Origin of the sequence: Luteibacter sp. (genome assembly GCF_051958795.1) — a bacterium.
In the GTDB taxonomy this organism is placed as follows: Bacteria; Pseudomonadota; Gammaproteobacteria; order Xanthomonadales; family Rhodanobacteraceae; genus Luteibacter.
The window spans coordinates 1-11,295 of record NZ_JBQCFT010000254.1; the positions used below are offsets into that span (position 1 = coordinate 1).

The window sequence follows — 11,295 nt, forward strand, 5'->3', positions numbered from 1 at the left end:
TGGGGGCCCCCCCGCCCCCTTTTTTCTGGGGGGGGGCGCGGGGGGGGGGGGGGGGGGCCCCCGCCCCCCCCCCCCGCCCCCCCCCCCCGCTCCCACATTTATAGCTTTAGAGCTTCTCGATCTCGAACTTGCTCAGGTCCACGCCCAGGTTGAAGCCACGACCGGTACCAGTCACGGCCAGGGAGACCTCGCCCTTGGTCATCGCGGCGCTCTCGGCGCTCTTGACCACGCCGGCATTGGCGCCGCCGCTGGCGTACTCGCCGTAGATCTCGCTGATGCCCTTGACGTTGGTGAACTCGCCCTTGCCGCCTTCGATGCTGAACTTGCCGGCGGTGAGGCCGCCGCCGCGGACGTGGATGATCACGTCAGCGCTCTGGCCGTTATCGCAGCGGACGTGGCCGCGGCCGTCGGCCTTCTTGTAGATCGCCGCCCAGCCCGTGGTGCTGAAGGTCATGTGGCACTTGGTCGCCGCTTCCGCCGCGTGCGCCGGCTGGGCCGCGAACGCTCCTGCAGCCGCCAGAGCCAGGACAGCCATACCGGTGATGCGCTTGATCATGTGGATTCTCCGAGTGTTTGGGTGGCAGGAAACTGCGGTGGGAGGATTCTCCACTCACGAATGTGAAGAAACACGGAGGCTCCTGAGGGGTGTTCAGGAATGAAACGGTTTGGTGGATTCGCCGTGAATCCACTCGCCGACGACAGGCGGGCGGCCTAACATCAACCCCAGTCTCAGGAAACAGGGAGCGCCAGCATGCCCAAGCACATCCTCGTCGGGTACGACGGCTCGGAAACCGCGCGCCGTGCCTATCTGTTCGCCCTGGAACTGGGCGCCTGCTCCGGGGCCCGCGTGTCGGTCGTCTCTGTCTACCAGATGGAAAACGGAGCGGACGTCGCCGCCCTGGCGATGGCCGACAGCGGCCGCGACCGGCTGGCGGCCATCCGTGCCGAGCTGGAGGCCCTGAAGACCGCCCCCGGGGTGGCGGTCGACGTGCAGCTGGTCCACGGCAGCCCGGGCGATGCGTTGCTGACCTACGTGGCCCAGCACGGGGCGGACCATATCGTGATCGGCCATACCGAGCGGGGGGCCCTGGCCCGGTGGCTGGTCGGGTCCACCTCCACGGACGTCCTGGCCAAGGCCAGGGTGCCGGTCACCGTGGTCCGGTAAGCCCCCCGAAAGCCCGCCCTGATGCACTGCAATAGCCACGCCCGCGTGGCTTTGTCACAATTCGGTCAGACGCCCCCCAGAGGGCGACCTGGATAAGCGATCGAGGAACACCAGCAGTGAGCTACGTTGCCACCTTGCCATGGACGCTCGAGTCATTGGACTTCTCGCAGATTGACGTCGCGAAAGTCCGGGAAAATGAAGACCTGTTTTTCTTGTTGTGCAGTTCGTCGTTCGTTGAAAGCGGTTCGGACCTGTATACCCATAACCTCGTCGACCACTTCGCGGGCGACGACGTCCTCCAGGGGTGGCTACGCGACCACTGGGAGCATGAAGAGCTCCAGCACGGCCGCGCGCTTGCGGCGTACGTGCGCCACGTGTGGCCGGAGTTCGACTGGGATACGGGCTTCAGGAACTTCTTCGCGCACTACGGTTCGGTCTGCACCGCCGAGTAACTGGAACCCAACCGCGGGCTCGAGCTCGCGGCGCGCTGTGTCGTGGAAACCGGCACCGCCAGCCTCTACCGCGCGCTCAACGACGTGACGGACGAGCCCGTGTTGCGCGACCTCACCAATCGCATCAAGAGCGACGAGGTCCGCCACTTCAAGCACTTCTACCAGGCGTTCCGCATCTACCGCGAGCGCGACCGCATCAGCCGGTTCAGCACGCTGCGTACGCTGCTGAAGCGGCTGAGCGAGATCAAGAACGAAGATAGCGATATCGCCCTGCGCCACGTGTTCAACACGCGCTACCCGGAGAAGGCGCACGACGACGCCGAGTTCCGCCGCGTGACCACCAAGGCCGAAGGCATGCTCAAGCGGCACATCCCCGCCGAGATGACGGTGAAGATGCTGCTGCGCCCGCTGGACCTGCCGCCGCGGGTGAACAACTTCCTCGAGAAGCCGCTGACGCGCATTACCGAGAGGCTGTTCCTGCACTGAGCCAGGCCCGCGTTTCGTGGGAGTGAGCTTGCGAACGATGCCCTTTCGCGGGGCGATCGTTCGCGAGCTCACTCCCACAATGCGTTGTAGGAGCGCGATTGCGCGCGATGGGCGTTACTTTTTCTTCTTCGGCAGGTCCTGCCACTTCGCCGGGTCGAAACCGCCGGTCTCGAACGTCAGCGTGGTCTCGCCACGCGACACGGTCACCACGTCGATCGTCAGGCGCTTCGTCTTCGCCAGGTCCTTCAGGAACTGCGCGTCGTTACGGAACAGCAGCGCCGGTTCGCCGGTCGGCGGGCGGAACGCCTTGATCACCTTCGGCTTGCCATCGAACGTGGCCTTCAGCGAGCAATCGCCCTTGCACACGAAGCCCTTGCCGGCGACAGCATAGAGGAACACGCTCTGCCCCCAGTCGGTATGCCGGCGCAGGATCAGGCGCACCTGCTCCTCGCCCGTGGGCCGTGACGACTGGATCGTGGCCGTGCTCTGCGTGCCGCCCTGCATGGGCGATACCTGGTAGAGCCACAGCGCGGTGAGCCGGTTCTTCTCGCTCGTCTCCTTGAACGCCTGCTCCATCGGGCCGAGAGTCTTCTTCACCTCTGCGGCTGCCGGCGAATCCGGATACTTGTCGACGATCTCGTGGCCGATCTGCACCGCGGGGCCATCGTTGTGCAGCTTCAGCAACTGCTGGTAGATCTCCAGCTTCTTCGCCGCCTCGGCGTTGGTATCGTTCGCGGCCGCCTGAGCGGGCTGCGCGGCTTGCTGGTCAGGCTGCTGCGAACAAGCGCTGGCCAGCGCGGAAAAGGCGATGAGGGTAGCGATGCGGCGCATGATCTTGCGTTTCCCGGCATGAAAGGCCGTAGCTTCGCGCGCGAACGACGCCACTGGCAAGGCGGGCGGTAAAACGGGCGTAAAATCGACGGACGCCCCAAGGACGCCCCATGTCGTCGAACGCCGCCGAGACCTCCCTCCTTCGCTACCCCGCGTTTATCCAGTTCTGGTTCGCCAAAAACGCCTCCAGCTTCGGCTTCCAGATGATGTCCGTGGCCGTGGGCTGGCAGATCTATTCGATCACCGGCCGCGCGTTCGACCTTGGCCTCATCGGGCTGGTGCAGTTCGTGCCCTCGGTGCTCCTGGCACTCCCGGCCGGCCACGTCGCCGACCAGTTCGACCGCCGGCGCATCGTCCGCGCCTGCCAGGTCGTCGAATGGCTGGGCATCGCGCTCCTCGCCGCCTTTAGCCTTAGCGGGCATATCAATGAAGCCGGGATCCTCGCCCTGGTCTTCGTGGTGGGCATCGCCAAGGCCTTCGAATTCCCCGCGATGCAATCGATGCTGCCGGCCCTGGTGCCGCTCTCGATCCTGCCCCGCGCCACCGCCTCCAGCGCCGCCGCGGGCCAGGCGGCCATGATCGCTGGCCCCGCCCTCGGTGGCCTGCTCTACGTCGCCGGGCCGGCGGTCGTCTACGGCGTATCCGCCCTGCTCTACCTCGGCGCCCTCGCTTTCATGTCTCGGCTGCGCTACGACCACGCGCCGTCGCGGCGCGAGCCGGCGACCCTCAAGACCCTGTTTGCCGGCGTCCATTTCATCCGCAGCCGCCCGGCGGTCCTCGGCGTGATCTCGCTCGACCTGTTCGCCGTGCTGCTGGGCGGCGCGACCGCCCTGCTGCCGATTTTCGCGAAGGACATCCTGCATACCGGGCCCTGGGGCCTTGGCCTGCTCCGCGCGGCCCCGGCGGTGGGCGCCCTGCTCATGTCGATCTGGCTCTCGTCGCACAGCCTGAACCGTCGCGTCGGGCCGATCATGTTCGCCTCCGTCGCCGGTTTCGGCGTGGCTACGCTGGTGTTCGCGGTCTCGACATCGCTATGGCTGTCCATGGGTGCGCTGTTCGCCCTGGGCGCCTTCGACATGGTGAGCATGGTGATCCGGGGCGCGCTGGTACAGCTGGATACACCCGACGACATGCGCGGCCGCGTCAGCGCGGTCAATGCCATCTTCATCAATACCTCCAACCAGCTGGGCGAATTCGAGTCCGGCCTGCTCGCCGCCGCCCTGGGCGCCGTCAACGCCACGCTCATCGGCGGCCTCGGAACCCTGGCCGTCGTGGGGCTGTGGATGTGGTGGTTCCCCTCCCTGCGCCACCGCCAGGGCCTCGTCGAGGAGCCCGAGCCGGTCGAGGGCGCCAGCGGCACGATCTGACGCGGGGCAAAAAACGTGCTATCACTTGGACGTCTATACCGCCAAGGGGATGTCCGCCATGAAGCACGTGCTCGCCGCCGCCCTCCTTGCCTCCGTAGCCGCGCCCGCCTGGGCCGCGCACGAGGGCCCCGCCAGCCTGGATGCCGCGCTTGCCCAGGGCAAGCGCGAGCACAAGCCGGTACTGGTCGATTTCCAGGCGGTGTGGTGTTACTCGTGCTACTTCATGGCCAGCCACGTGCTCAACGGCAAGGAGTGGGACGACCTGTCTAAGAAGGTCATCTTCTACGAGGCCGATGCCGACAAGCCGGCCGACAAGGCCTGGATGCAGAAGTGGACGGTGCACTTCCTGCCCACCTATGTCGCGATCGGGCCTGACGGGGAAGAGCTCGGCCGCATCCTGGCCGAGCGCCCGCGGGAGACCTTCTACCCGGAGATCAACGGCATCCTTTCCGGTGACGCAAAGCTTTCGAAGCTGAAAGCCGATGCCGCCAAGGGGGCGATGGCCGCGGTCGCCGAGGTGCTCGAGACCTATAACCTGCGCTATGCCGGCAGCGAGGGCATGGCCTGGTTCGATACGCTCCCGCCGATGGTGCGCAACGTATCCGACAAGGACAAACGCGTCGCCGTGGCGAAACAGCGCCTGCTGCTCCTGCAGGCGAAGGACAAGAAGGACGACGCGGGTATTCGTGATGCGGCGACGAAGTTGCTGGCCAGCGATATCGGTTGCGACCGCGCTTACGTGCTCGATGATCTGATTGGCGCCACCGAGGGACAGCCGGAGGATGCGCGTAGAGCGCTTCTGGGCCCGCAGAAGGCACCCTATACAAGCTTCCTTGCGACACAGGTATTCACGCAGACCCCGAAGTGCGCGGACCAGCGCAGTTCCGTGCTCACCGGTGCAGACCTGGAGGCCGCGCTGGGTGACACAGCCGGCGAGCAGGCCGTGTTGAAGCAAGGCATCGACGCCAGCCGCGCGACCCTGCATGGCGACCTGAAGAGCGACCGCAATGCGGCCGATAACCTGCGCGTGTACCTCGTGCGGTCCAAGGCCGGCGAGGAGCTCGACACGCTGGAGAAGCAGCTGATCGCGGCGTATCCGGATGACTACGTCTACAACTACCGGTATGGCCGGCGCCTGGTTGAAGGCGGCAAGGCGGCTGAGGGCCTGCCGTATCTCGAGGCAGCGGCGAAGAAGGCTTACGGCGCGAACACGATTTCTGTCGCGACGTATCGCGTGAAGGCCTTGCGCGAACTCAAGCGCGATGACGAGGCGAAGAAGCTGGTGGCACAGACCGTCGCAGCGCAGGGCAAGGCGTTCCCGGAGCAGACGAAGAAGTTGCAGGAGTCATTGAAGTCCTGACAACGTCCGATTCGCGATGCCTGATTGTAGGAGCTCACCCAGTGAGCGACGCCGTTCGCGATAACGCTGCAGGCCCTGTAGGGTTATAGCGAGAGATGTAGCCCACAGGGTGGGCTCCTACGCTTGGAGCAAAGGCGGATCAGGTCTGCGACGTCCCGTAAAACACGCTATACAGGTGTTCGACGCGCGCAATGGTGTCGAGGGATACCGTGGCCGACCACGACGGCCGGTCGTTGTCGATCAGCTTCACCACGCCGTTCACGCCTTCGACGCCCTCGGCATCCACGAAGTTCTGCACGGTGGGCACGACGGTGACGATGCCTTCGATGCTCGAACCATCGTGCAGGTGCAGGCGCACTTTCGCGTTATCGGGCAGGTCTTTCACCAGCGCCTGCAGGCGCGCGATGGAACCCTGGTCGGTGTGGACGGTATCGGCTTCGCGGCCCATGGCCTTGCTCCGGTAGAGGAATGCCCGCCACGCTACTCCGGCCGTGTCGATGGCATGTCGACGCGGCGCGCTGGTCCGCTGCATGCCCTTTGACGCACCGGGCGGAGCCATGATCGTTGTCCACCACCTGAACAACTCGCGCTCCCAGCGCATCCTCTGGCTGCTGGAAGAACTTGGCCTGCCGTACGAGCTGGTGCGCTACGAGCGCGACCCGAAGACGATGCTGGCGCCCAAGGCGCTGCGCGACATCCACCCGCTCGGCAAATCCCCGGTCGTCGTCGATGGCGACCTGGTTCTCGCGGAATCCGGCGCCATCATCGAATACCTCGTGGATCGCTACGGCAACGGCCACCTGAAGCCCGCGCCAGGCACGGCCGACAGCCTGCGCTTCACCTATTTCCTGCATTACGCGGAAGGCTCGGCGATGCCGCCGCTCCTGCTGAAGCTGGTGTTCCAGCGGATGGAGACCGCGCCCGTGCCGTTCTTCGCCAAACCCATCGCACGCATGCTCGCGCGCGGCGCGCAGAAGGCCTTCGTCGACCCGCAGCTGAAGACCCACCTGGATTACCTGGAAGGGGAAATCGGCAAGACCGGATGGTTCGCCGGGACCGAATTCAGCGCCGCGGACATCCAGATGAGTTTCCCGGTCGAAGCCGCGTCGGCCCGTGCCGGCCTGGACGAGTCCCGTCCGCATCTGTGGAACTGGCTGCGTAAAATCCATGCCCGCCCGGCCTACCAGGCGGCCCTTGCCCGTGGCGGCGAATACGCCCTGGCGTCCCCGCGCTGACGCTGAATCGCCGTTCAATCAGGTGGCCGGGTGTTTACACCGCGATCACGGAGCGGATCGCACAGTCGTTACCCAATCGTAACGCCCGCAGAGGGAGCTATCCGATGAGCAGAAATCGCGAGTTTGCGCGCCAGGTCGAGAGCGCCGTCAACGGTGTGTCGGGTCGCGTCCGCCATTACGGCGATGAAGCCTACGACACCGGACGCGATTTGCTGGACCGCACCCGCCGTGTCACCAACAAGATCGCGAGCCGCAGGAACAACCAGAAGCTTCGCTACATGGCGGAAGATTTCGCCGATGAGGCCACTTACCAGTACCGCCGCCTGCGCAAGCAGGTGCGCCGCAACCCGGCCATCACCATCGGCATCGCCGCAGCGGCTATCGGTACGTTCCTGCTGATCCGTCACGCGCTGCGCGACGACGATTGAACCTGTCGCTAGGGACAGGGGAAGGCCGGGAGTGATCCCGGCCTTTTTTTCGTGCGCCCGGCGGGCCGCCGCGATCAGGGGGTCGGCGGCTTGTCGACCGGGTGCTGCTCGACAATCTTGTCCACGCGCCAGTGCACGCGCGACGCGTCGGCCGGTGGGTTCTTCACCTCGAGCTCGGTGATCTTCACCAGGTATTCGTTGCCGGGCTTCCAGTCGAAGTTATCGATGGGCGCGTAATTGAGCTGCCACGGCTGGTTCGGCTCTTCGCGGTATTGCAGGCACTCGGTCTTCATGACACCGGCGGTGCACGGCGCCTTCTCGGCGGCGATGTAAATCGTGCGCTCGCGCGAGCCGTGGTGGTCGCCAGTGGTGGCACACGCTGCGAGGGCAAGGGCGGCGGCGGAAAGAAGAGCGATGCGCATGACGCGAAGTCCGGAACGAGCAGGCCTACAGAGATACCAGCTTCACGCGGGTACCGCCATCCACGGGGCGTGACGATTCAGGGGCAAAACGATGGCACAAAAAAAAGGGCGCCGGAGCGCCCTTTTTTTTGTGCCTATATGCCTCAGGCGTACAGCGGGTTCGGCTTGTCGACGTCCAGCTTGTATTCCTTGATGGCGCGGCTGACGTCCTTCGCGTTGACCTTGCCATCCTTTGCGAGGGCGGCCAGGGCGGCGTGGGCGATCCAGTAGCGATCCACCTCGAAGTGCGAGCGCAGGTTGGCGCGGGTATCGCTACGGCCGTAACCGTCGGTACCCAGCGCGGTGTAGCGCATGCCATCCGGCATGAACGCGCGCACCTGGTCGGAGAACTCACGCACGTAGTCGGTCGCGGCGATGGCCGGGCCCTGGCGATCGGCAAGCAGGCCGGTGATGTACGGCACGCGCTGCGGCGATTCCGGGTGCAGGCGGTTCCAGCGCTCGGCATCGAAGCCTTCGCGGCGGACTTCCGAGAAGCTCGGCACCGACCAGATATCCGCGGTCACGCCGAAATCCTTCTCGAGCAGCTCGGCGGCGGCGATCACTTCGCGCAGGATCGTGCCCGAACCGAGCAGCTGCACGCGCGGTTCGTTCTTCTTCGGCTTGCCGGCGTCCTTGAACAGGTACATACCCTTGATGATGCCTTCCTCGCTGCCCTTCGGCATGTCGGGGTGGGCGTAGTTCTCGTTCATCACGGTGATGTAGTAGTAGACGTCTTCCTGCTCCTGCATCATCCGGCGCGTGCCATCCTGCAGGATGACGGCCAGCTCGTAGGAGAAGGTCGGGTCGTACGAGATCACGTTCGGGATCGCGCCGGAGAGCAGGTGCGAGTGGCCGTCTTCGTGCTGCAGGCCTTCACCGTTCAGCGTGGTGCGACCTGAGGTGCCACCGATGAGGAAGCCACGCGCGCGCATGTCGCCAGCGGCCCAGCACAGGTCGCCGATGCGCTGGAAGCCGAACATCGAGTAGTAGATGAAGAACGGCAGCATCGGGGTGTTGCTGATGCTGTAGCTGGTGGCAGCGGCCAGCCAGGCGCTCATGCCGCCGGCTTCGCTGATGCCTTCCTGCAGGACCTGGCCCTTCTGGTCTTCGCGGTAGTACAGCAGCTGGTCGGCATCCTGCGGACGGTACTTCTGGCCGAACGGCGCATAGATACCGATCTGGCGGAACATGCCTTCCATGCCGAAGGTACGGGCCTCGTCGGCCACGATCGGCACGAGACGCGGGCCGAGTTCCTTGTCGCGGAGCATGAGGTTCATGCCACGGACGAGGGCCATGGTGGTCGAGATCTCGCGGTCGCCCGTGCCCTTGGTGATCTGCTCGAAGGCTTCGAGCGTCGGGGCCTGGAACGACTTGTCGGCCTTGCGGCGACGCTGCGGCAGCGCACCGCCGAGCGCGCGGCGGCGCTCGAGCATGTACTGCACTTCTTCCGAGTCCTTGCCCGGGTGGTAGTACGGCACTTCTTCCAGCTTGTCGTCGGGCACCGGGATATTGAAGCGATCGCGGAAGGCGCGGATCGCGTCGGTATCCATCTTCTTCTGGTTGTGCGCGGGGTTCTGCGATTCACCCGCGGCGCCCATGCCGTAGCCCTTCACCGTCTTGGCGAGGATCACGGTCGGCATGCCCTTGGTGTTCACCGCCGCGTGGTATGCCGCGTACACCTTGTGCGGATCGTGGCCACCGCGGTTGAGGCGCCAGATGTCGTCGTCGGACATGTTGGCGACGAGCGCGGCCGTCTCCGGGTACTTGCCGAAGAACTTTTCACGCGTGTAGGCGCCACCGAAGGCCTTGCAGGCCTGGTACTCGCCGTCGACGGTTTCCATCATGAGCTGGCGCAGCTTGCCCGAGGTATCGCGGGCGAGGAGCGGATCCCAGTAGCTGCCCCAGACCACCTTGATGGCGTTCCAGCCGGCGCCGCGGAACACGCCTTCCAGTTCCTGGATGATCTTGCCGTTGCCACGCACCGGGCCATCGAGGCGCTGCAGGTTGCAGTTGATGACAAAGATCAGGTTGTCGAGGCCTTCGCGGCCGGCCAGCGCGATCGCGCCGAGCGATTCCGGCTCGTCCGACTCGCCGTCGCCCATGAAGCACCAGATCTTGCGATCGGACTTCGGGATGAGGCCGCGGTGCTCGAGGTACTTCCAGAACTGGGCCTGGTAGATCGCCTGGATCGGGCCAAGGCCCATCGAGACGGTCGGCACCTGCCAGTAATCCGGCATGAGGTACGGGTGCGGGTACGAGGACAGGCCACGGCCCTTGCCTTCCACTTCCATGCGGAAGAGATCCATCTGGTCTTCACCGAGACGGCCTTCGAGGAAGGAACGCGCGTACACGCCCGGGGCCGAGTGGCCCTGGTGGAACACCAGGTCGCCCGGGTGGTCTTCGCTCGGGGCGCGCCAGAAGTGGTTGAACCCGACGTCGTACAGCGTGGCCGACGAGGCGAAGCTGGAGATGTGGCCGCCGAGGTCACCCGGCTTGCGGTTGGCGCGCACGACGGTGGCCAGCGCGTTCCAGCGGATCAGCGAGCGGATGCGCCATTCGAGGGCGGCATCGCCGGGGCTGCGCGCTTCCATGTGCGGCGGGATGGTGTTGACGTATTCCGTGGTCGGGTCGAACGGCAGGTAGCCGCCCGCGCGACGCGTGGAATCGACCATGCGCTCCAGGAGGTAGTGGGCGCGTTCCGTGCCATCGTGGTTGATGACCGCGTTAAGCGATTCGACCCATTCCCGGGTTTCGGTGGGGTCGAGGTCCTGGTTGAGCACGTCGTCGATCTGGTCCATGGAAGCTCCGGCTGCGCCCTTGGCGCGCACATGGGGGACTGAAAGAGCCGCTGGGGTGCGGGAAAACCTGTTGATGATATCGCATCGATAAGGCATACGCGGCCGTACGGCCCACCTGAATCGATCAAAATTGGCACAACTGCTTTGCGGGCCGGGGATTGTGTCCCCCCCGGCTGTTGTGGGGGGCCCCATTCGCGCGGGACGGGGGACCGCCAGCACCCCAAACCGGCCAAAAACCAACCAGCTCCCCTGCCAACAGAGGTAAAGGTCATGTTAACCAAAGATGGGTTCTCGCCCAAGTCAGTAACGATTGCCAAAGGATCAGCAGTACGTTGGGTTAACCAAACCGACGGCCAGGCTACCGTTAACTCAGATAATTATCCTACCAATCAGTTGTACCGCCAGCTTAATCTCGGCCTGTTTCAGCCTGGGTCAACCTTAGTCCTGATTTTTGGTGACAAAGGAACGTTTGGCTACCATGACCAATTGCACCCGGACTTTAAAGGCACTGTCAACGTCCGTTAAATCTTGATACAACATACGCTGCCAAACGCCCGGTCTAACTCCCGGGCGTTTTACTGTTTGGTACCTTAAAAAAATAAAGACTCAAACCAAAAGTATCCCAACCGGAGCGGGCCGCTACAAAGTTGTTTTATTAATTACTAGCTGAAAACCCCACATGTTGCCAACCGGTAAATGGACAATTGATAGT

13 protein-coding genes are annotated in these 11,295 nt (G+C 64.6%); 8 read left to right on the forward strand and 5 right to left on the reverse strand.

The window, feature by feature from the left end:
- Positions 1 to 106: 106 nt before the first annotated feature.
- Entirely contained in the window at positions 107 to 556 is a 450-nt protein-coding gene (locus ACTHLF_RS13090; protein WP_440327785.1) for a hypothetical protein, read from the reverse strand.
- A 195-nt stretch (positions 557 to 751) separates the two neighbouring features.
- Between ACTHLF_RS13090 and ACTHLF_RS13095 the strand changes: the two genes are divergently transcribed.
- The 3 genes from ACTHLF_RS13095 (at position 752) to ACTHLF_RS13105 (ending at position 2,103) form a co-directional block, all read left to right on the forward strand.
- A complete protein-coding gene (locus ACTHLF_RS13095; RefSeq protein WP_440327786.1) occupies positions 752 to 1,165 on the forward strand; it encodes a universal stress protein in 414 nt (137 codons plus the stop codon).
- A gap of 116 nt (positions 1,166 to 1,281) precedes the next feature.
- Complete coding sequence (locus tag ACTHLF_RS13100) at positions 1,282 to 1,617, forward strand: hypothetical protein (protein ID WP_440327787.1); 336 nt, start codon at positions 1,282 to 1,284, stop codon at positions 1,615 to 1,617.
- Between the two features lie 42 nt (positions 1,618 to 1,659).
- Positions 1,660 to 2,103: a hypothetical protein gene (locus ACTHLF_RS13105; RefSeq protein WP_440327788.1), complete on the forward strand. Its 444-nt coding sequence runs from the start codon at positions 1,660 to 1,662 to the stop codon at positions 2,101 to 2,103.
- Between the two features lie 114 nt (positions 2,104 to 2,217).
- Here the strand turns inward: ACTHLF_RS13105 and ACTHLF_RS13110 are convergent, their stop codons facing one another.
- Positions 2,218 to 2,934 carry a hypothetical protein gene (locus tag ACTHLF_RS13110; RefSeq protein ID WP_440327789.1) on the reverse strand — a complete coding sequence of 239 codons (717 nt, stop codon included), beginning with the start codon at positions 2,932 to 2,934 and terminating at the stop codon, positions 2,218 to 2,220.
- Between the two features lie 110 nt (positions 2,935 to 3,044).
- Here ACTHLF_RS13110 and ACTHLF_RS13115 point away from each other — a divergent pair, with 110 nt between their 5' ends.
- Together ACTHLF_RS13115 and ACTHLF_RS13120 are read left to right on the forward strand one after the other, a co-directional pair.
- On the forward strand, positions 3,045 to 4,301 hold the full coding sequence (locus ACTHLF_RS13115; protein WP_440327790.1) for an MFS transporter: 1,257 nt from the start codon (positions 3,045 to 3,047) through the stop codon (positions 4,299 to 4,301).
- 58 nt (positions 4,302 to 4,359) lie between these two features.
- Positions 4,360 to 5,661 carry a thioredoxin family protein gene (locus ACTHLF_RS13120; protein ID WP_440327791.1) on the forward strand — a complete coding sequence of 434 codons (1,302 nt, stop codon included), beginning with the start codon at positions 4,360 to 4,362 and terminating at the stop codon, positions 5,659 to 5,661.
- A gap of 139 nt (positions 5,662 to 5,800) precedes the next feature.
- Here the strand turns inward: ACTHLF_RS13120 and ACTHLF_RS13125 are convergent, their stop codons facing one another.
- Positions 5,801 to 6,193 (reverse strand): DUF3247 family protein, encoded by a 393-nt coding sequence (locus ACTHLF_RS13125; RefSeq protein ID WP_440327792.1) that lies wholly within the window; start codon positions 6,191 to 6,193, stop codon positions 5,801 to 5,803.
- A gap of 25 nt (positions 6,194 to 6,218) precedes the next feature.
- On the opposite strand from ACTHLF_RS13125, the gene ACTHLF_RS13130 reads away from it, so the two are divergent.
- Together ACTHLF_RS13130 and ACTHLF_RS13135 are read left to right on the forward strand one after the other, a co-directional pair.
- Positions 6,219 to 6,896, forward strand: coding sequence for a glutathione S-transferase (locus tag ACTHLF_RS13130; RefSeq protein ID WP_440327793.1), 678 nt, complete (start codon positions 6,219 to 6,221; stop codon positions 6,894 to 6,896).
- Positions 6,897 to 7,000: 104 nt separating this feature from the next.
- The gene (locus ACTHLF_RS13135) at positions 7,001 to 7,324 is read left to right on the forward strand and encodes a hypothetical protein (RefSeq protein ID WP_440327794.1); all 324 of its coding nucleotides are present in this window, start codon (positions 7,001 to 7,003) and stop codon (positions 7,322 to 7,324) included.
- 74 nt (positions 7,325 to 7,398) lie between these two features.
- Here ACTHLF_RS13135 and ACTHLF_RS13140 read toward each other — a convergent pair whose 3' ends face one another.
- Together ACTHLF_RS13140 and aceE are read right to left on the reverse strand one after the other, a co-directional pair.
- Positions 7,399 to 7,746, reverse strand: a complete 348-nt coding sequence (locus ACTHLF_RS13140) for a DUF4377 domain-containing protein (RefSeq protein WP_440327795.1) — start codon at positions 7,744 to 7,746, stop codon at positions 7,399 to 7,401.
- 143 nt (positions 7,747 to 7,889) lie between these two features.
- Complete coding sequence (gene aceE / locus ACTHLF_RS13145) at positions 7,890 to 10,583, reverse strand: pyruvate dehydrogenase (acetyl-transferring), homodimeric type (protein WP_440327796.1); 2,694 nt, start codon at positions 10,581 to 10,583, stop codon at positions 7,890 to 7,892.
- Between the two features lie 270 nt (positions 10,584 to 10,853).
- Here aceE and ACTHLF_RS13150 point away from each other — a divergent pair, with 270 nt between their 5' ends.
- Positions 10,854 to 11,108, forward strand: a complete 255-nt coding sequence (locus ACTHLF_RS13150) for a cupredoxin domain-containing protein (RefSeq protein WP_440327797.1) — start codon at positions 10,854 to 10,856, stop codon at positions 11,106 to 11,108.
- Positions 11,109 to 11,295 lie beyond the last annotated feature (187 nt).